Raw genomic sequence first — 21,405 nt, 5'->3', positions numbered from 1 at the left:
GGAGCTTAATTGCCCCTCCACCTTTCATCCGTTTTCGGTTGCAAAGATATAAATAATCTATTCGACTACAAAACATTAAATAAAAAAAGTATGATTTAACGCCCCGATATTCGTATCTTTACACCCTAATCTTAAAAAAGAGCGATTATGGCGCACAGACTCAATACAAATAAACAGTTTATGATAGGCAACGGCATTCTGGCTTTCGCCGTCATCTTCGTTGTGGTAATCTTTGTGTATATGAGCCTGCGATTGCAAAGAAACAAACAAGCAGAACGATATTTCATCGAAACGTATACCATCAGCCTGACCAAAGGATTTGCCGGAGATTCCATTTCGTTATTTGTCAACGACAGTCTCATCGACAGCCGCAGGATGACCGATGAGCCGTACTTCATAAAGCTCGGACGGTTTGCCGAACAAAGTGCGTTGCTCATCGTAGACAACCGGACGGACGAGGTTTCCACGTTCGACCTGAGTGAAAAAGGAGGCGTTTACCGTTTCGAAAAAGATGAAGACGGCATCAAGCAGTTGGCACAATAGATTTCCCGACTACCGTCCGGGCTAAGAGACGTGCTGCCATACCTCCGTAACCGATCGTTACACCTCCGCCCGATATTGCTTCAACTCTTCACGCAAAGAAAAGGCTTTACCTTCCGTCAATTCGTCGAGCAACCGCCAGAAGCGGTCGCCATGATTCATTTCACGCGTATGGCAAAGTTCGTGAAGCAGTACATAGTCTACAAGATGAACGGGCAGAAGGAGCAGGAAGCAGGAGAGGTTGATGCTCTTACGTGCCGAACAACTCCCCCAACGCCCACGGCCGGAACCGATTCGCACATTGCTGTATGAAAGTTCGTTCTGTCGGGCGAGCCGGTCCAAGCGCGGGGGAAGGATGTTGCGCGCATTTTTCTTCAACGAACCTTCAATTACCTTACGCAGCCAGTATTGCAGTTTTTCATTCGCAAAGTCCGTATTACGAGGACAGACAATTTCCATGCAACCCGGCTTCAAATTGGCAAAAAAACGGTCCGTATCGCCCGATATCAAAGAGAGCTGAAAGAAATCCGTATTGATCTTGTAATCCAGATCAACAGACGGACGGGAGATCCGCCTGCGGGAAATAACCAGACGTCCGCGCAACTCCTCCACCGCCCGCGTTACCTCCTTCATGGAGATACCGGGAGGGACAGAAACATAAACGGCATCGCTCTTCGTGCGGAACACGATTTTCCGCGCCCTCGGATGAGTACGTATAACCAAACGTCCTATCTCTTTGTCTTCTACAACTACATTCATGTGTATTTACTCCACCAACCAGTTCTGTAAAAAAGGAATATTTCATACAAAGATATATACCCGGCGGAGATTAGCAAATTGCAAAGCGAGAAACTTCAAAGGCCGGTCCCATAGATCAACATAAACAAAACCGGGTCATTCTGCCATACGGGCCAAGACGACATACGCAAGACAGCCTCCGTGAGTCATTTATCATTTCTATTCTATTTCTCCCGTATAACGATTGTCTATAAAACAAAATTATTTACCTTTGCCGGCAAACCAAATCATATCGCATCATGAAAAGCCTACGTACCTGCCATGCCGTATTTCTGATATTCATGCTAATCGGCATACCGGCAACCTTATCCGCACAAGCCCCCTTACTGGAAAAGCTGAATGAGGTTTCTGCCATAACCGAAATCAAGCCTCTGGAGTCTGACGAATTTTCCGAGAAGTATGTAACCTATTTCACTCAACCCTTGAGCCATAAGTCTCCGGAGAAAGGCAGCTTCCGTCAAAGAGTTATTGTGGCTCATGCCGGGTTCGACCGCCCTACGGTAATCGTGACCGAAGGATATGCCGCAGAGTATGCTCTCCACTCTAAATATCGCGCAGAACTATCGAAGTTGCTAAATGCCAATATGATATTCGTGGAGTATCGCTATTTTTCGGAGTCCACTCCCGAACCTAAAGACTGGCAATACCTGACGGCGGAAAACTCTGCTGACGATCTGCATGCCGTTACTTCTGCTTTCAAGAAGATATATCCGGGCAAATGGATTGCTACCGGCATCAGCAAAGGGGGGCAGACCACCCTGCTATACCGCACTTTCTATCCGGACGATGTAGACATCTCCGTCCCCTATGTAGCTCCTCTCTGTTATGCGGCGGAAGACGGAAGACACGAGCCCTTTCTCAGAAAGATCTCCACGCCCGAAAAACGCAAACTGGTTGAAGACTTCCAGATGGAAGCGCTGAAGCGAAAACCTGCACTGCTCCCTCTCTTCAAGCAATATTGTATGGAAAAAGGCTATCAGTTCCGCGTCTCTATCGAAGAGATATACGACTATTCGGTGCTGGAATACGCCTTTGCCCTTTGGCAATGGGGAGCTCCCGTTGAAAGCATCCCTGCTCCGGATGCTACCGATGACGAGATCTTGACACATTTGCTGAACATCAGCAATCCCGACTATTTCATGAAGAACAGTCCTGCCGCCTCTTTTTTCGTACAAGCAGCACGCGAATTGGGGTATTACGGCTACGATATCCGCCCATTCAAAAAACTTCTTTCCATCAGGTCAAGCAAGGGATATTTGCATCGCCTGATGCTTCCGGAAGAGTTGAGGAGAATGCCTTTCGACAAGACGCTAAGCAAGAAAATCACCCGGTTCTTAAAGAAGAATGACCCGAAAATGATATTTATTTACGGTGAAAATGATCCGTGGACAGCAGCAGGAGTAACCCGGCTGAAAAAAAAGAATAACATACACGTGTTTGTAGAACCGGGCGGAAGCCATAGAGCGCGCATCGGAACCCTACCGGAAGAGGAGAAAGAAAAAGTGATGACGCTCATCAACGGATGGCTGAATCTATAGCCATCGCCACGCACGGCTTCGCCGAGCGAAGCCGAGTGCTTCGTATGCAGGCGGGAAAACAAGTTCCTTACGGCTCAGAAGGCAACCGGATGATGATAACAGAAGCAATGTAGAAATAAGAAACCGGAAGCAATATGCTCAAAATTGCAATCATAGATAACTACGATTCCTTTACTTACAACCTGCTCCATATGGTAAAAGAAGCAGGAGCAACAGCAGAGGTTCTATACAACGACCGATTCTCGCTCAAGGACCTCGAAGTGTACGACAAAATCATCCTTTCTCCGGGTCCGGGCATTCCCGAAGAAGCCGGATTGCTTACGGATGTCATCCGTGCCTATGCCGGAAAGAAGCCCATACTCGGGGTCTGTCTGGGCGAACAAGCCATCGGAGAAGTATTTGGCGGAAAACTCACAAAGCTAAGCAATGTCTTCCATGGAGTGCAAACCACCGTAAGAATTAAAGGTGAGCAACCGGAAATCAACAGCGAATGCTTCAAAAAAGGAATAACAATAGAAGAAGACTATATTTTCCGTGGACTTCCCGAAGAATTCCCGGTCGGCAGATACCACTCTTGGGTAGTGGATACAATGGGTTTCCCTAAGGAGTTGGCTGTTACTGCCATCAGCCCCGAAGGACAAATCATGGCATTAAAACATCTGAATTACGACATCCGAGGCATTCAGTTTCATCCGGAGTCGGTATTGACACCGGACGGTAAAACGATTCTCAGAAACTGGCTGGAAGCGATATGACGGAAGCCTTTGGCTAATTCCCTGTTCTTACTATCAATACGGGGCGATGAAGGCTGTATAACCCCGTCGTTTCAACCATAAAGAATGGTCTGCAGAAAAGGCTCAGCATATACTATCGAACATGCCTCGAATGGGGCACACACGGCATTATACACAAAGTAGAAGACTCAGTATATACTATCGGATATACTCGAAAAGAGTGTCTGCCTGTTCAAAACAAAGTGTGCCTCTGCGGCGATCATAAGATTTTTCCGCCTAAAATTTTCTGCAATGCAACTTTTCCTCTGTCTGCTACGTCTAATAAATATGTCATGGGGTAAGCAATCAGAGAGACGACGCCCAATGTCCTTGTTTTCTTTCCCGGATAAACGTTACTATTATATATAAACCCATAAAAACCAACGAAATGAAAACATTATCCTCAAGTGTGGTGATGTCTGTATTGCTGCTGACATCGTTCACAATCGCCCACGCACAGACGAACCGCGTAGTAGCCAGCAAAAACTATGTGACCCAAAAAGTGGACGTAGACCGTTTCAATGCCATTCAATTACTGGGAAGCGCCGACATCGTATACCGGCAGGCTGCTTCCACCGAAGTGGAGATCTACGGTTCCGACAACATCGTCCCGCTGCTGGAGGCATATACCAGCGGAGGCGCACTGATCGTAAAATTCAAGAAAAACACCCGTATCATCAATAGGGGGAAGCTCATCGTCAAGGTTTCTTCACCCGAACTGAACAAGATTACCGTCAACGGTTCGGGAGACATCAAACTGACCAACGGCATACGGACAAACAAAAACATAGATGTTACCGTCAACGGATCGGGCGACATAGGCGGAGAAGGCTTCCAATGCGAAGCGATGACCATCTCCGTCAGAGGGTCGGGCGATATCAAGCTGCAAAAGATACAAAGCAAGACATGCGTTGTGAGCATAGCCGGATCGGGCGATGTGACTCTCAGCGGACAAACGGGCGAAGCGAAATACCGCATCGCAGGTTCCGGAGACATCTCAGCTTCCGGTCTGAGGGCAGTCAACACATCGGCTAGCGTCTCCGGTTCGGGCGATATAGAGTGTCATGCCGACAAGAAATTGACAGTACGTGTTTCCGGTAGCGGAAGCGTGGCTTACAAAGGTAATCCCGAAGAGATAGACGCTCCGCGCAAAAAGATACGAAAGCTGTAACAAGACCGGAGCATATCGTCCTTACATATAATTATGGTGTGCCTTCATAAACTTACCCAAGAATAGGGCAACGTTCCTAAGCTTGGGTAAGATTTAAATGATTCTATTGGGAAAAACAGCTCAACAAAGATGGAGAAAGCAACCAGTCTTCCGGTCAGACTATCGCAAGCCCAACATCATCACCTCGCTGGAATGATGGAGAAAGCAACCGGTCTTCCGGTCAGACTATCTCTATGCCTTGCTCTTTGCACAGTTGAAGCCCCAAGTCTTTCAACTTGAACTTCTGGATTTTCCCGCTTCCCGTCATCGGAAACTCTTTGACGAAGAACACATATTTCGGAATCTTGTATCGGGCGATCTTGTTCCGACAAAAATCGCGTACATCGCTCTCATGCATCTCCACCCCTTCATGCAGAATGATGAACGCGCCTACCGCTTCGCCGTATTTCCGCGAAGGGATGCCTGCCACCTGCACGTCTTTTATACCTTCGAGCCTATAAAGAAACTCTTCTATTTCGCGGGGATAGATATTCTCGCCGCCACGGATAATCATGTCTTTGATGCGCCCCGTGATCCGGTAATTGCCGTCGGCATCTTTAATTCCGATATCGCCCGAATGGAGGAAGCCGTTTTCATCAATCACCTCCGCCGTTGCCTCCGGATTTTTATAATAGCCTTTCATCGTATTATATCCCCGGCTGCACATTTCTCCCGGCATACCCGGCGGACACTCCTTGCCCGTTTCGGGATCGATCACTTTCACTTCGGTAAACTCAAAATCTCTCCCCACCGTATGGCAACGCACATCAAACGAATCGTCGATACGGGTAGCTGTCATACCGGGCGATGCCTCCGTAAGCCCGTACACGCTGGTTACTTTCATATACATTTTTTCTTCCACCTGCTTCATCAGCTCTACGGGACATAGCGCGCCCGCCATGATTCCGGTGCGAAGGGAAGACATATCGAACAAGCCGAACATGGGGTGATGAAGCTCGGCGATAAACATGGTGGGCACTCCGTAGAGAGCCGTACACCGCTCTTTATGGATGGAAGCCAACACAAGCAACGGGTCGAACCGCTCTACCATCACTTGCATGCAACCGTGTGTCAGGCAGTTCATGGTGGCGAGCACCACTCCGAAGCAATGAAACAGCGGAACGCAACAGCATAGCCTGTCGTCGGCGGTAAACTTCATGTGTTCGCCGGTGAGGTATCCGTTGTTCGTTATATTATAATGAGTCAGCATCACCCCTTTCGGGAAACCTGTGGTACCCGATGTGTACTGCATGTTCACCACATCGTGGCAGTCCACCCGCGCTTTCAATTCATTCAGGCGGTCGTCGGCAACGTTGTTCCCCAACAGCAGCAGCTCCGATGTGTTGAACATTCCCCGATGCTTTTCCTGACCGATATAAACCACGTGGCGCATGTGCGGAAAACGCTCGCTCTTGAGATGTCCGCGTTCACAGGTTTTGAGTTCGGGAAGCATGGCGTACGTCATCTCCACGAAGTCGCTGTCCTTTTCGCCGTTTACGATGCAAAGCGTGTGCATGTCGGAATGATGGCAAAGATATTCCAGTTCCGATTGTTTGTAATTGGTGTTGACCGTGACGCAAACCGCCCCTATCTTGGCGCAGGCGTACAGCAGAGTCAGCCAATCGGGAACGTTGGCCGCCCAGATACCCACGCGAGTACCCCGCTCCACACCGATAGCGACAAGTCCTTTCGCCATATCGTCTACGCGACGGTTAAACCGGCTCCAAGTAAAACGAAGATTACGATCGGAATACACGATGTATTCCCGATCGGGAGTCTCTTCGGCCCAGTGTTCAAGCCACTGGCCGAGAGTGCGTTCGAATAGTTGCATGAAAAAAAAGATTTGTGGTTAGCAATAAGCAAAACAGACGAGCGGCGAGCGTTGAATCGACAGACAGCGCGCCGCCGGCCATCACACCGGCGTGTAAATAACCGCCAGTATCTTCGCTCCCTTTCCCTCGTAAGCATGTACGTGGTGAGGAACAATCGAATCGTAATAGATGCTGTCTCCTTCTTCCAACAGATAGGTTTCCTTCCCGTAGCTTATCTCCATCGTGCCCTCCATCACCATGATGAATTCTTCGCCCTCGTGCGAAGAAAGCACGAAGTCGCTATCTTTCATAGGCATCACATCGATGATGAAAGGTTCCATGTGACGGTCGGCTTTCGATTTCGAGAGCGAATGATACTCCATGTGCTTGCGGGAGTGGATGGCGTTATTGGAAAAACTGATTGCGTCTTTGGCTTCTTTCTTGCGACATACCACGGGACCGACTTCATCCTGATCGTCGAGGAAAGTACCCAGCCGCACACCCAGTACACGAGCAATTTTAATAAGCGGCGCCAGAGACGGGATATCGATATTCTCTTCGATACGCTTTATTTGTTCGACAGCCAGACCGGAACGCTCGGACAGCTCTTCTCTCGTGATCGATTTATCTTCACGAAGGGCTTTGATCTTCTCTCCTACAATCTTACTTGCATCCATATTGAAAGTATTTTAAGTGCTATATTGACAAATTATAATTATATTAACCGCAAAAATAGCAAAATATTTATACCGACCCAATGATAGTCCTTAAAAAATGCAGTTACTCTTCTTTTCGCATACTGAATTCGCAACCGCAATATTGCTGGTTGTAGAATTGATATTCCTTGATGATGGAGATACGCCGTTCGCTTAATCCGCCCTTTCGCCAGTTTTGTTTCCAATAAGTGACGTCGGGATACTTTTCGCAGGCATAGCGCCCTGCTTCTTCTATCTGTTCGAGGCTTTTCCAACGGCTCGAAGCAAGCGTAGTGGCAATGACCCCGAAGCCATGCTCGTGAGCATAGCGGGCGGTTTCGAGCAGGCGCATCTTGAAGCACCTCAGGCAGCGTCCTCCTCGTTCCGGCTCCTGCTCCATCCCTTTCATCCGGCAACGCCATGCTTCGTGGTCGTAGTCTCCGTCCACTATTTCGAGTCCCAGCGAGCGGGCATAGCGGCTGCACTCTTCTTTCCTTATTATATATTCCTCTTCCGGATAGATGTTGGGGTTGAAGTAGAAGATAACCGGAGTAATTCCGTTTTGCATCAGGCATTCGATGATGGCCGAAGAGCAAGGGGCGCAACACGTATGCAGCAGCACGCGGGTTGCTCCGCCGGGAACTTCCAACTGAAACTTTTTCTTCATACGGCAAAGTTAACGGATATTTATGATTAACGCCAATACTTGGGGAAATAAAAAAAGAGGGTGTGCTTCCAATCAGCAGACCCTCCGTTTAACCTTTCAGTGTAAGTAAAATTACTTACGCAAACCGAGCTCTTTGATGATGGAACGATATCTTTCGATATCTTTAGCCTTCAAGTAATCGAGCAAGCGACGACGCTTACCTACCAACATTGTCAAAGCCCTTTCTGTACTATAATCTTTTCTGTTGAGCTTCATGTGCTCAGTCAGGTGAGAAATACGGTATGAAAACAAAGCTATCTGCGCCTCAGCCGAGCCAGTATCAGTGTTAGACTTTCCGTACTTTCCGAAGATTTCTTGCTTTTTAGCTGCGTCTAAATACATAATTTTTTAGAAGTTTGATATATAAATTATTCTTATTGAGCGTGCAAAGATATGTATTATCTTTATATCTCACAACGTTTTATCCGAAAAAAACAAAGCGATAGCACTATTTATGCACCTATTTTCGTACCTTTGCCGACAAATAATAGGTATTATATGCAAAATATTAGGAACATTGCAATCATTGCCCATGTGGACCATGGGAAAACAACGTTGGTTGACAAGATGCTTTTGGCCGGAAATCTGTTCCGCAGCAATCAGAACAGCGGCGAGCTTATTTTGGACAACAACGATCTGGAACGCGAACGCGGGATAACGATTCTCTCCAAAAATGTATCCATCAGTTACAACGGTACTAAAATCAATATCATCGACACTCCGGGACACAGCGACTTCGGCGGCGAAGTAGAACGCGTGCTGAATATGGCCGACGGATGTATATTATTGGTAGACGCTTTCGAAGGGCCCATGCCGCAGACGCGTTTCGTTCTGCAAAAGGCTCTGGAAATAGGATTAAAGCCCATTGTGGTGGTGAATAAGGTAGATAAACCGAACTGTCGTCCGGAAGAGGTGTACGAGATGGTGTTCGACCTGATGTTCAGCCTCAACGCTACGGAAGAACAGCTTGATTTCCCGGTGATTTACGGTTCGGCAAAAAACAACTGGATGAGCACCGACTGGCAGAAGCCTACGGATAGCATCGCTCCGCTGCTCGACTGCATCATCGAAAACATACCTGCTCCCGAAAAGCTCGAAGGAACTCCGCAAATGCTGATCACTTCGCTCGACTACTCTTCGTATACCGGACGCATCGCCATCGGGCGCGTGCATCGGGGCACCCTGAAGGAGGGGATGAACGTATCGCTTGTGAAGCGAGACGGGAGCATCGTTAAAAGCAAAATCAAAGAGCTTCACGTATTCGAAGGCTTGGGACGGGTGAAGACGGCGGAGGTTTCATCGGGCGACTTGTGCGCGCTGGTAGGTATCGACGGGTTCGAAATCGGCGACACCGTATGCGATTTCGAACGGCCGGAGGCATTGCCGCCCATCGCCATCGACGAGCCGACGATGAGCATGCTGTTCACCATCAACGATTCGCCGTTCTTCGGCAAAGACGGCAAGTTTGTCACCTCACGCCATATACACGACCGTCTTACGAAGGAACTCGACAAGAATCTGGCGCTCCGCGTCAAAAAGAGCGAAGAGGACGGAAAATGGATTGTATCGGGACGCGGCGTGCTTCACCTCTCGGTACTCATCGAAACCATGCGCCGCGAGGGATACGAGCTGCAAGTGGGACAGCCGCAAGTGATCTACAAAGAAATAAACGGCGTGAAGTGCGAGCCGATAGAAGAGCTCACCATCAACGTACCCGAAGAGTATTCGAGCAAAATCATCGATATGGTGACCCGCCGAAAGGGTGAAATGGTGAAAATGGAGAATACGGGCGAACGCATCAACCTCGAGTTCGACATGCCCTCGCGCGGCATCATCGGATTGCGTACCAACGTGCTGACAGCCTCCGCAGGCGAGGCAATCATGGCCCACCGCTTCAAAGAATATCAGCCGTACAAAGGGGAGATCGAACGCCGCACCAACGGCTCGATGATTGCGATGGAGGGCGGAACGGCTTTCGCGTATGCCATCGACAAGCTGCAAGACCGGGGCAAGTTCTTCATCTTCCCGCAGGAAGACGTGTATGCCGGTCAGGTGGTAGGCGAACACTCGCACGACAACGATCTGGTGATCAACGTAACCAAATCGAAGAAGCTGACCAACATGCGCGCCTCCGGCTCCGACGATAAGGCACGCCTGATTCCTCCCGTACAGTTCTCGCTTGAGGAGGCGCTGGAGTACATCAAGGAAGACGAGTACGTAGAGGTTACTCCGAAGGCAATGCGCATGCGCAAGGTAATTCTGGACGAGATCGAGCGCAAGCGCGCCAACAAATCGTAGGCCGAAGCGCTCAGATACAAACACCACGGCAAGCCCTGCTTACGGGACATTCTGCGAGAATCGCAGTGCAATGTCCCCGAAGCAGGGCTTGTCTCATTCCGCCGATGGCGAGCAAGCACAGATTCCCCGTATCGGAGCTTTAGTTTCCCACTGGGGAAACTTTTGTGTCCCATTGGGGAAACTTTTGTGTCCCGCTGGGGAAACTTTTGTGTCCCATAAGGGAAACTAATGAAACTATATATCGTCACCCTCCTCAGCATCTTTGGCTACCTCTTTCCGCCTTGTTGGCAAGCGGGTTTACTTTACAGCCTGCCGATACCGGAGGCAGCCTGCGGGAGAAATCACCGTTTACATATATCCAACCTCCCCAGAAGCAGCATGCTCATGAATTAAGGAACAGATTTAAAACCGTCCGTATGCGCAGCGTGAAAACAAAGCGTATGAACCGGTTGCGAACGCTTGTCTAACCGACTGGTTTTCAAAACCGGCATACAGTATATGACAGAAAACAGAGACTGGCGGACAGGAAGAAGGAAGTCGCGGCAAAAAACTTGCTATTCGAAGCAAAAGCAGTATATTTGCACCGTGATTTATCACATTTCTTTTTAAAAAAAAGAAAACACATCGAATTTCTTATTTCGAACCAAACAAAGCAGTTTCAAATTAAATCAAAAGCCTTATGACGAAGAATTATCGTTTTTTTCTTTCCGGAGCGTTGTGCCTCTTGCTGGTGGCGGGGTGCGGTTCCAAACAATCCTCGAAAAGCGTTTCAGAAGCAGACACGGTTCTTGACTCCGTTGAAGTGACGCAACTTTCGGAACTCACCGAAGAGATTACCCTGAACGACTCGGACGAAGATATTCAGGTCTTTACGATGAGAATCGGCAACGACCCCGACAAAAGCCATCTCACCGTTTCTTTCCCCATTACAAAGTATCGTTTCGTGAACGAATACGAACAAAATTTCTCTCAGAAATTTATCGATGAATTCAAAAACGAAGTAAAGAAATATGGAGACAATGCCACTTCGGCTTTAGACTTCAACCAACACTTCGAGATCAAATACCGGTCGGACGAACTGCTCATATTTCTCTATGCGCGCAGCACCTCTCACGGCAATAACTACGAAGATACTTTTCATGCCTCCATGTTCGACCTGAAGAACAAGAAGCGGGTGTCGCCCGCCGATTTGTTCGAAAACAACGAAGCATTCGCGGATTTCGCTTCGGAGATGAGGGGCATGGCAGAGAAAGCCGTCCGCGAAAAGTTGGACCAAAGCGACGCCTTTGCCAATGAGGAAGAACGTGAAACGGTTTGGCAGAACATGTTGGCCGATATCGAGGAAGGAACACAACCGACAGAGGAGAACTACGACGCACTGTTTTTCGACGAAAACAAACAATGGTACGTAATCTTCGACAAATATCAGATAGCCAACGGCTCGATGGGTTCGTTCACCATAAAAATCCCCCGCCCTGTTATCGACAAATATCTTAAAAAGACGTTTGCGTCTCTCTTCGTTGAATCGAAAAAAGTGGAGGAAGAGATTGTTGTCGCAACTCCTCCCCGCCCTCAACCAACCCCATCTGCAGAAGACCTGCAAGCGCCTTGTGTAGCCCTCACCTTCGACGACGGTCCGTCGGTGTACACCGCCCGCTTGCTCGACATTCTCAAAGCAGAGAACGTAAAAGCCACATTCTTCGTGCTGGGCAAATCCGCCGCCGTACAGAAACAGACCATGCGGCGCATGGCGGAAGAGGGACACAACATCGGCAACCACTCGTACGACCATAAGAACTTTGCCAAAATATCGGTAGAAGAAGCACAACGCCAGATAACGCTTACCGACGATATCGCACAGGAAATCACCGGCGGAAAACCGGGTTATTTCCGCTTTCCTTACGGGGCTTACACCAACGACAAACTGGCGCTCGTCAACCGCCCCGTCATTGCATGGAACATCGACCCGCTCGACTGGAAATACCGCGACGCCGAAAGGGTGGCAAGCGAAATGTCGAAAGCCTCGCCGAATGCCATCATCTTGGGACACGACATCCACAAAACGACTGTGGAAGCCATCCCCGCAGTCATCCGCAACCTCAAGGCAAAGGGATATCGCATTGTAACACTTGATGAACTGTTTGCCAACAAACAAATCAAGAACAACCATATTTACAACAGCGGCAAATAACCTTATTAAGGAATAAAAAGGACTATCCCCCAACCGAAACATCTCCGAACCGATGAGGCGAAAATAGAATGAGAGCAACCCATCGCATCCCCTTTCTTGATGGGAAACGATGAGTTGCTCGAAAGCTATCGTGCGGATGCAGATTGAATATTATTTTTTAATTTTCATCTTCCAATCTTTACCGACACGCACCAAACTCATTTCTTCTTTTTTCTCTTTCCCATTACCGTAAGTTGTTTTCAACTCCACGATGGCAGATTGTCCGTCTTCGGCCATCTCTTCAGAAAGCACCTCGATATTTTTAATGCCATCGTTTTTTTCAATCTGCTTGGCCCCCTTTTCTTTCAATACTGACAGAAACATCTTTTTGGCTTCTTTTACCTCGTCAGAAGATGCTTTATCTCCATAATATATACCGTCTACGAATTTTTCAAAATTCCCCGATTGCAGGTATCCGGCGTATTTTCTGGCAGCATCCGAAGGAGTACTTCCACCGGAAGCACAAGCAACGACCCATGCCATGCAAATCATTGCCAATCCCCAATAAATCACTTTCTTCATAAGTATTACATTTAAATTGATTTGTAAAAAGTTATAAATAACAACATTTATGTTTTGTTTCTCCAATTGTTTTTTCATTCAGGGTGCGGTAAACTTTCTGTTGTTTCCACACTAATAGTTAGTAATCAATACCAGTCCGTCCAAAGCGGCCACGTCCGAAGGAAACAGATAAGTTCCCGATAATCCCGGGATATTCAGTTCTATGTCAGGTTGCTTCATCCCGCCCATACCGGCCCATCGGTATACAAACCAAATTAATTCGGTACAGTACATTTTTGAAGTATCTTTCAAATTATAGGAATGATCGAAAGGAGTATGACGGTTATAAATTTCGATTGCTTTCAGAGCCGCCTTGCAGGCCAGAATCGAATCGGCACGAAAACGCATCAATGCACCCGACACGGCTTTATCGGGCGCAAAGAAATCTCCGAGCTCTTCCATTTTCACGAAATCTTCATCACCTGTTTCATCGGGTTCGCCCGGTACGGCATGAACCACTTTCCACCGATCCCGATGGCGCACCACAATACCTACATGAGAATACCGGCCTTTCCGGTCAAGCCCCAAAACCATTCGGCTTGCCATACCTGTGCCTCTCCTGAACACAATATCCCCTTCGTGTAGCAGTTCTTCAGAAACGGAACAATCGCACGGCAACTCATGGCATGAAAACAGGCATCCGATAATAAATAAGAAATAACCATATTTTATGAGAAATCCCCTATCCATGTTTATACGTTGTACTGGTTCTATGCAAACAAAGATAAGAGAGTAAATGATTAATAAGCTGTCATTCTTTCAAAAAAAGGTTTCCATTCGGACAAAAAAGAAGATTATCCGTCAAAATCGAGCTTTTTGTTTACGATAATCGGCAAAAGACATTCCAAACTCTTTTACGAAAGCGCGACGAAACGTCGACAAAGAGTTGAAGCCTGAAGATTCGGCAATTTCATTCATCGACAACGATTCATTCGCAGTTGCCAACAACTGATGCACCTTATCCATGCGATAACGATTGATATAATCGTAAAAAGTGGTATGAAGATAGGAATTTAAATAGAAAGAAAGATAAGTCCGATTAGTTCCTATCTCCGTAGCAAGTTCCGTAAGCGTCAGTTTCGGATTCAGAAACAGCTCATCCTGTAACAATGCTTTTTGCAACGATTGTACTACTCCTTCACTCAAAACAAAATTATCCGGCAACGATTCCGGAACGGCTTTATTAAAAAAGCTGTCTGCCTGCAAGAATTCATCCGCCACAATTACTTCCTGCTGTTTATTATAATAAAGGATACAGCCCCAAAGGAGTATGGAAGAAAGATAATACAGAGAATCGATGAACCACGAATTCGCTATTAAGGAATACATCCATACCGACAAGCAGAGAAACATAAAAAAGGTGACTTGACGCAGCCAACGCACGTTGATACGCTCAGTATTGGAATAATTGGTCTGAATATATCTGTTGTAGCGATTTACCGCCCCGCGAAGTATCCAAATGACTATGATAGAATAAAATATCACATAGAAATTCAACACTTCCATCCACAACTCCGAAGCTGTCAAAACATAGCCTGCGATGCAGACTAACAGAAATAATTCAATAACGACCGCTCTTTTCCAATTCATCCACCCGGGAGATAAAAGCTCAAACAAATAAAATGTGCATACGGGGACAGCCAACATATCGACCATCACCAATAAATTGGAGAAATAAGTATGCCTGACGGCTTCCGATAAATACAAGAAAAGATCTTTGACTTCTAAAAAGAACCAGAATAAAACGACATAACCCAATACTTTACGCAAACGGGAAGCTGATTTGTCTTTCAACAAATAAATACTTGCAAACAAAAAAAACAAGAAACTCATTCCATGAGTAAAATAAAACAACCGTTCGGCTAACAGCATTGCATTCATAATAAATAAAGAGAGTTTTTCATATATACCGACTAAAAGCAAATATAGATAAAAGCCTTCAGATTCTGCACCACTAAACTAAAAAGGATAAAGGGTATTATCGATTTCCCGCTTTTATTTCCAATTTCTTGCCATATTTTCCCGTAAATCGAAGAAAAATGAAACTCCGTTTATAATAAAAACCGGTGTTTGTACAACTCATGCTTACAAAGAGAGAGAGAAACCGTTTTCTCCATCACAAGGAGAAAAGGCTATTAATACAAAAGATTAGGGCAACATGCTACAAATGATTTGCAAAATAAATATAAAAGCCTTCACTTAGGTTTGAAATAAAACAGTTTTTTTCCAATTTAAAACATATCTTAGCGGATAAATATTACAAATATTATTTATTGCGAATATATTTTTAAGAAATCCAATTATACGACACATCAAATGCAAACCTCTATAGCAAAATTTACATTTATCGGCTGTTTCTCAATAAGACAACCGTAAACACGCCAATCAAAGCCTCCTTCGGATTTTAATCTTATTATACATTGGCAATATGCCCGACAGCAAATAATATATGTATCGATATTTGCTCGTCGAGATTCGAATATAAACTGACCAAACAAGCAGTTTGAATGAGGCTTACTACATCAATTGAACATATTTCTTACTATCTTAACAACTTAATTATATCAAAATGAGAGTAGCATTAATCGTTTTATTCTTGCTGGGTTCTCTTTCTACCCAGACAGTGTACGCAAAAAAGAAAAACAAAAAGACAACGCAAGACACGCTTGCCGTAAAAAAGAAGGAGCCGGAAGGCATGGCGGATTACAAAAAGGCCATCAAAGACGCCACCACGGCCAAAGGTTTGTTTACCACACATTTGAATAAAGACAACAAGCTCTACTTCGAACTGGCCGACTCTGTCTTTTCACGCTATTATATCCTTGCCAACCGCATTGCGGAAACGAGCAACACGCACGACTTCGTGTCGGGACAGATGGCTACCCGTCCGATACTGATCCGGTTTAGCAAGGACAATAATAAAGTATATATGCATCTGGTTCAGAAAGACAATACCGTATCGCCTTCCGACCCGATAGCCGTTTCTTTCAGTCGCAACTTTGCGGACCCTGTTTTGAAAGCTTTCAAGATAGCAGGCAAGAACGGGAACAATGTGTTGATTGATGTTACTCCTTTTTTTGGCGGAAACGAAACTTCAATCAGCCCCATCAAGCCGGACAGTCCCGTCGCCAAACTGCTGGGCGGACCGAAATCTTTGAAAGGAAGCTTTGTTGCCGACGCGTCGGGCATCACTGGAGTGAAAACTTTCCCCAAGAATATCGAAATCAAGAGTATGCTTTCTTTCAACCTGACTCCGCTCAATCAGCCTTATACGGTCATGATGCATCGTTCGCTGTTCGTTTTACCCGACAATCCGATGAAAGTGAGATTGCAGGATAATCGCGTCGGCTTTTTCAACTCGGGGAAAAAGCACTTTACTTCGGATAAAGATAAAATCGTAGAACGGTCATACATTCATCGCTGGAGGCTTGAGCCCAGAGAAGAAGACAAAGAGAAATATTTCAACGGTGAGTTGGTAGAACCGGCCAAACCGATCGTGTTTTATGTAGACACGGCTTTTCCGCAGAAATGGAGAGCAACAGTGAAGCAAGGCATCGAAGACTGGAACAGCGCTTTTGAAGCGGCAGGGTTCAAGAATGCAATCAAAGCAATGGACTATCCGAAAAACGATCCTTCGTTCGACCCCGACGATATGCGATACAGCTGTGTGAAGTATGCCGTAACGGGCATTGCCAATGCAATGGGGCCCAGCCACGTTGATCCGCGCACAGGCGAAATATTAACCGCAGATGTAATCTGGTATCACAATGTAGTGTCACTGCTTCACAACTGGCGGTTCACACAAACCGCAGCCGTAGACGCGAGAGCCCGAAAAGCCGTGTTCGACGATGAGCTGATGAGCGAATCGATGCGTTATGTAGCTGCGCACGAAATAGGGCACACGCTGGGATTGATGCACAATATGGGTGCCAGCTATTCGTTTCCTGTCGATTCGCTCCGCAACCCTTCATTCACTCAGAAGTACGGAACCACGCCAAGTATCATGGACTATGCGCGAAACAACTTCATCGCCCAACCCGGAGACTTCGAGAAAGGGGTACGGCTGACTCCTCCGGTCTTGGGAGTATACGATATCTATGCCATCAATTGGGGGTATCGTTTGATAAAAGGCGCTGCAACGCCGGAAGAGGAAAAAGCGACGCTGAATGCATGGATCAAAGAAAAACAACACGACAGGATGTATGAGTTCGGCGCTCAACAAGTGTTCGGTACCATCGACCCGACAGCGCAGTCGGAAGACTTGGGCAACGACCATATCAAAGCCGGGGATTATGCCATCAGCAACCTGAAGATCATCATGAAGAATCTTGAGAAGTGGACTTACCGCGAAGGGGATACATACAACGATGTAGAAACCATCTATCAGGAAGTGGTCAAACAGTATGCCCGCCACCTTCGCCACGCAATGCCGTATATCGGCGGAGTACGCTTCCGGGAAATCAGACAGGGAGAAGAGGGCTATGCCAAAAACTATGTCGACAAGCAAGCACAAAAAGCCGCGTTGGTATGGTTGGTCAATCAGGCACGCACCTATAACAGCTGGCTGACTCCCCAAGCCTTGATTGCCAAACTGGGGCTGGACAGCAATATCAACAACAAACTGCAACAATCCGTTATCGGTGCCTTGTTCAGTTCTTCTTCGCTCTTCCGCATCCTTGAAGGCGAAAAGGTTGACCCGACCAAGAATTATACATTGGAACAATACCTGAACGATGCGGTGAACGAGGTATTCAAACCGACTCTTCAAGGGAAACAGCTGACGGAAGAAGATCTCAACTTACAGTCGGCAGCCATTGCTTTACTGATAAAGAACAGCGGACTAAACGCTTCGGAGAAAAAGGGAATCAGCATTATGGCAGCCTATCAGGAAGTGTTGGAAGCTGCCGACGAGCCGGCCCTTCCTTGCAGCCATTCGCATGAAGACCATTCGTTTACCCGTATCAACTTCGGATTGCCGACACTCCCTGCAGAAGTACAAGGTCCGCTTATGACAGGACAGCTGAAAAGAATCAGCCAACTGTACAAGCAACGGAAAGCAACGACTGCACACAAGGCAACCAGAGAATTCTACGATTATCAGATTCTGCAAATAGACAAATTGTTTAAACTATAAAATCAGGCTGAAAGAATGAAAAGAGTGACCTCTCTATTATTATTCTTTGCTTCGTTGCTGCTCTCGGTAGCAGCAACGGCACAAGACTTTTCGGTGAAAGGAAAAGTGACTGACGCAACCGGACAGCCGGTTATCGGCGCCAACATAAAGGTGAAAGAAGCTCAGACCGGTGTAATTACGGACATGGATGGCAACTTCATCATATCCGTACCCGCCAAACACAAGGAGCTGATCGTATCTTTTATCGGATACAAGTCACAAACGGTCAAAGTCGCTCCCGGAATGGGAATGGTTCAGATTCAACTGAAAGAAGACGCACAAAGTCTGGATGAGATTGTAATCATCGGTTATGGAACCCAAAAGAAATCTTCACTAACCAGTTCGGTAGAAACCATTAAAAAGGAAGACTTACTACAGATGCCTACCGCCAACTTGGACGAAGCATTGAGCGGACAGGTTGCCGGACTTCAAGTTATGTCTTCAACGGGTGACCCCAGCTCAGCCAAAGAGGCGTCCATGCGCATCCGTGCCGTCAGTGGAGCACAAAATGCTCCGTTATTGGTCATTGACGGAGTTCCGCGCTTTTCGGAAAACACCTCCGGAGGAGAAGCACGCCTTTCGGATTTAAACCCTGATGACATCGAAAGCATCTCTATCCTGAAAGATGCCGCAGCCGCAGCAGTGTACGGTGTACGTGCAGCCAACGGTGTCATTCTGGTAAAAACCAAACGAGGCTCCGGCGACTCCAAAATCAGGGTCAACTACCGCGGACAATTCAACATTCAAAAAGGAACGCAATTCCCTAAATTCTTAAACAGTTATGAGTTTGCAAAACTCTACAACAGAGCCGTAGAAGGTGTGCCCAACACAGAGCCTTTCACCGATGAAGAGTTGGAGATGATCCGGACACAGTCACACCCGAATGAATTCGCCGATTCGAATATGCTCGACTATTTGAAGAAACAAGGACACTCTACCACTCATGCGATCTCCTTATCGGGAGGCAATAACTTCCTGAAATATTATATCTCCGGCGCTTATACCAATACAGTGGGCCTTTACAGCGGAGTAGGACGCGATCGGTACAACTACTCCATGAAACTGGACGCAACTTTATTGAAAGGACTGGTTCTCTCGGTCGATATGACAGGTAGCCGCTCCTCCAACAAAAACACCAGCTATACAACCATGGAGTCGGCTTATGGATTCTCTCCGGTTCAACCTTTAATATTGACCAACGGTGAATTGGCAAGCATCGATAGCAGTAACCCGCTGATTTCTGTCAGAGGGTTGGGCGGCTATGCCAAAAGCCAAACAAAGATGAATACGATTACTGCCAATCTTCAATATGAACTTCCATGGGTCAAAGGCCTTTCGGTCTATCTGAAAGGCACAGTCGACGACAATAGCATGATCCAGAAAAACTTCTATAAACCCGTCGCATTATACAAATGGGATAAAAAAACGGAAGAAATAAGCGTGGACGATAAAACCATCTATCCAAAAGCGAAAATATCTCTTCAACAAAAAGATCAGTTTGTAGATAATGTTTTAATAGAAGCCGGGATCAATTACAATCGCACTTTTTCGGGGAAACACGAAGTTTCAGGCACTCTTATCGCCAATTACCAAGATTATTCAAACCGAAACATGAATGGTACCAACCCCGACATGCCCGGTATCTATCCAGAAGTCTTAGGAACTACCCCCAACGGGCAACTCACAGGAAATGAATATAAAACCCAACGCGCGTCTCTGATAGGCAGAGCGACTTACGGATACAGAAACCGTTATTTCGTTGAAACAAGTTTCCGTGTCGACGGCTCAGCCAGGTTCCACCCGGATCATCGCTGGGGCTTCTTTCCTACAATTTCGGCTTCATGGGTATTGTCTAATGAAGCATTCTTTAAGAATTGGAGACAAAACGTACTCTCCAATCTCAAACTCAGGGCTTCTACCGGAATTTTGGGGCGCGATGGAGATATAAGCGATTATGCGTATCTTATGAATTACATGTATTCTCCACGTGAAGGATACGACATAGGCGGAACACTTCGCCCGGGAATAATCATGGCTACGGGCAGCTATCCCAATAAGGAACTTTCATGGGAAAAGAGCCGCGACTACAATATGGCTGTCGACCTGGGTTTTTGGGACAACCGCTTCGGCTTCACTTTTGAGTATTACCTGCGCTACAGAACCAATATGCTGACTTCCGCCCCCTCCTATCTATATCCTCCCTCTACCGGAGTGGGTGGAAATGTTCCGTACATGAATTTCGGAAAGGTAAAAGCATGGGGATGGGACATGACGCTCTCGCATCGCAACACAATAGATAAAGTGAAGTATGATGCTGCACTCACTCTTTCATTGGGAAGAGACAAATATCTGGATTACGGAGACGAATCGGCACAACTCGAAAATCTGCGCAGAGTGGGACATAGTACAGGCGATACATGGATGTACGAAGCTATCGGACTATTTCAGACGGAAGAGGAAATAGCAAACTATAAGCTGAAACAAGACGGGAATGACAACAAAAGCATACGCCCCGGAGATATCAAATACAAAGACCGAAATGACGACGGTAAGCTTGATGATAATGACAAAGTTGCTTTCAAAACGGCTTCTTTTCCCGATATATCGGGAAGCTTAAGGCTGGGAGTAAGATATAAAGGATTCTTTGTCAATACGCTCTTTCAAGGAGTAGGAGGATATAAGAAATATATCAGCGAATCATATACGTTAGAAAATAGCAGCTTGCAACGTTTTCAGGATTATCATCTCACAGAGACTTGGACAGAAGAAAATCGAAACGCAGCTTATCCGCGCATCAAACTTGCCAATAGCAAAGACAACAACCGGCTTAAATCTTCGTTTTGGATAAAGAATTGCAACTTTATCCGTTTGAAATCGCTGAATATCGGATATAGTTTTCCCGCTGCTGTGCTGAGCAAACTAAAAGTTACGTCTTTGAGTGTCGCCCTGCAAGGGGGCAACCTCTTTACATGGTCGAATCTGAAACACATGGATCCGGAATCTATGCGAGGATATCCTATCCAGCGTACCTACGGAATCAGTGCTAACATCGGTTTTTAATATTTGTAATTA

17 protein-coding genes are annotated in these 21,405 nt (G+C 46.6%); 9 read left to right on the top strand and 8 right to left on the bottom strand.

The features are described 5' to 3' along the window. Positions 1-147 precede the first annotated feature (147 nt). Complete coding sequence (locus tag GGR07_RS03965) at positions 148-543, top strand: hypothetical protein (protein WP_122056471.1); 396 nt, start codon at positions 148-150, stop codon at positions 541-543. A 57-nt stretch (positions 544-600) separates the two neighbouring features. Here the strand turns inward: GGR07_RS03965 and GGR07_RS03960 are convergent, their stop codons facing one another. After that, positions 601-1,299 (bottom strand): YgjP family zinc-dependent metalloprotease, encoded by a 699-nt coding sequence (locus GGR07_RS03960; RefSeq protein WP_034542753.1) that lies wholly within the window; start codon positions 1,297-1,299, stop codon positions 601-603. A gap of 278 nt (positions 1,300-1,577) precedes the next feature. Between GGR07_RS03960 and GGR07_RS03955 the strand changes: the two genes are divergently transcribed. The 4 genes from GGR07_RS03955 (at position 1,578) to GGR07_RS03945 (ending at position 4,820) form a co-directional block, all read left to right on the top strand. Continuing rightward, positions 1,578-2,876 carry a S28 family serine protease gene (locus GGR07_RS03955; protein ID WP_034542752.1) on the top strand — a complete coding sequence of 433 codons (1,299 nt, stop codon included), beginning with the start codon at positions 1,578-1,580 and terminating at the stop codon, positions 2,874-2,876. Continuing rightward, positions 2,861-2,989 (top strand): hypothetical protein, encoded by a 129-nt coding sequence (locus GGR07_RS13860; protein ID WP_256680552.1) that lies wholly within the window; start codon positions 2,861-2,863, stop codon positions 2,987-2,989. The genes GGR07_RS03955 and GGR07_RS13860 overlap by 16 nt, the downstream gene beginning before the upstream one ends. Positions 2,990-3,010: 21 nt before the next feature. After that, a complete protein-coding gene (locus GGR07_RS03950) occupies positions 3,011-3,631 on the top strand; it encodes an anthranilate synthase component II (RefSeq protein WP_034542751.1) in 621 nt (206 codons plus the stop codon). Positions 3,632-4,037: 406 nt separating this feature from the next. Next, positions 4,038-4,820, top strand: coding sequence for a head GIN domain-containing protein (locus GGR07_RS03945; RefSeq protein WP_034542750.1), 783 nt, complete (start codon positions 4,038-4,040; stop codon positions 4,818-4,820). Between the two features lie 220 nt (positions 4,821-5,040). Here the strand turns inward: GGR07_RS03945 and GGR07_RS03940 are convergent, their stop codons facing one another. From GGR07_RS03940 to rpsO, 4 genes are all read right to left on the bottom strand, one after another. Then, the gene (locus tag GGR07_RS03940; protein WP_122056470.1) at positions 5,041-6,690 is read right to left on the bottom strand and encodes an AMP-binding protein; all 1,650 of its coding nucleotides are present in this window, start codon (positions 6,688-6,690) and stop codon (positions 5,041-5,043) included. Positions 6,691-6,771: 81 nt separating this feature from the next. Then, positions 6,772-7,347 (bottom strand): helix-turn-helix domain-containing protein, encoded by a 576-nt coding sequence (locus GGR07_RS03935; RefSeq protein ID WP_021646335.1) that lies wholly within the window; start codon positions 7,345-7,347, stop codon positions 6,772-6,774. A 103-nt stretch (positions 7,348-7,450) separates the two neighbouring features. Then, a complete protein-coding gene (locus GGR07_RS03930) occupies positions 7,451-8,032 on the bottom strand; it encodes an epoxyqueuosine reductase QueH (protein WP_027324728.1) in 582 nt (193 codons plus the stop codon). A 111-nt stretch (positions 8,033-8,143) separates the two neighbouring features. Next, positions 8,144-8,413 carry a 30S ribosomal protein S15 gene (gene rpsO, locus GGR07_RS03925; protein ID WP_021646337.1) on the bottom strand — a complete coding sequence of 90 codons (270 nt, stop codon included), beginning with the start codon at positions 8,411-8,413 and terminating at the stop codon, positions 8,144-8,146. Positions 8,414-8,569: 156 nt separating this feature from the next. Here rpsO and typA point away from each other — a divergent pair, with 156 nt between their 5' ends. Beyond that, the gene (gene typA / locus GGR07_RS03920; protein ID WP_021646338.1) at positions 8,570-10,369 is read left to right on the top strand and encodes a translational GTPase TypA; all 1,800 of its coding nucleotides are present in this window, start codon (positions 8,570-8,572) and stop codon (positions 10,367-10,369) included. A 679-nt stretch (positions 10,370-11,048) separates the two neighbouring features. After that, positions 11,049-12,560: a polysaccharide deacetylase family protein gene (locus GGR07_RS03915; RefSeq protein ID WP_122056469.1), complete on the top strand. Its 1,512-nt coding sequence runs from the start codon at positions 11,049-11,051 to the stop codon at positions 12,558-12,560. Positions 12,561-12,710: 150 nt separating this feature from the next. Here the strand turns inward: GGR07_RS03915 and GGR07_RS03910 are convergent, their stop codons facing one another. From GGR07_RS03910 to GGR07_RS03900, 3 genes are all read right to left on the bottom strand, one after another. Continuing rightward, a complete protein-coding gene (locus GGR07_RS03910) occupies positions 12,711-13,121 on the bottom strand; it encodes a DUF4878 domain-containing protein (protein ID WP_051290148.1) in 411 nt (136 codons plus the stop codon). A 111-nt stretch (positions 13,122-13,232) separates the two neighbouring features. Continuing rightward, on the bottom strand, positions 13,233-13,850 hold the full coding sequence (locus GGR07_RS03905) for a YiiX/YebB-like N1pC/P60 family cysteine hydrolase (RefSeq protein WP_122056468.1): 618 nt from the start codon (positions 13,848-13,850) through the stop codon (positions 13,233-13,235). 111 nt (positions 13,851-13,961) lie between these two features. Then, positions 13,962-15,041 (bottom strand): helix-turn-helix domain-containing protein, encoded by a 1,080-nt coding sequence (locus tag GGR07_RS03900; protein ID WP_051990561.1) that lies wholly within the window; start codon positions 15,039-15,041, stop codon positions 13,962-13,964. Between the two features lie 688 nt (positions 15,042-15,729). On the opposite strand from GGR07_RS03900, the gene GGR07_RS03895 reads away from it, so the two are divergent. Both GGR07_RS03895 and GGR07_RS03890 read left to right on the top strand, forming a co-directional pair. Beyond that, positions 15,730-18,294: a zinc-dependent metalloprotease gene (locus tag GGR07_RS03895; protein WP_122056467.1), complete on the top strand. Its 2,565-nt coding sequence runs from the start codon at positions 15,730-15,732 to the stop codon at positions 18,292-18,294. 15 nt (positions 18,295-18,309) lie between these two features. Then, complete coding sequence (locus GGR07_RS03890; RefSeq protein ID WP_034542749.1) at positions 18,310-21,393, top strand: SusC/RagA family TonB-linked outer membrane protein; 3,084 nt, start codon at positions 18,310-18,312, stop codon at positions 21,391-21,393. The last annotated feature ends 12 nt before the right edge of the window (positions 21,394-21,405 follow it).

Source organism: Bacteroides pyogenes, from assembly GCF_014196225.1.
GTDB classification, from domain to species: domain Bacteria; phylum Bacteroidota; class Bacteroidia; order Bacteroidales; family Bacteroidaceae; genus Bacteroides; species Bacteroides pyogenes_A.
This window is presented reverse-complemented; position numbering and strand designations above follow the sequence as displayed.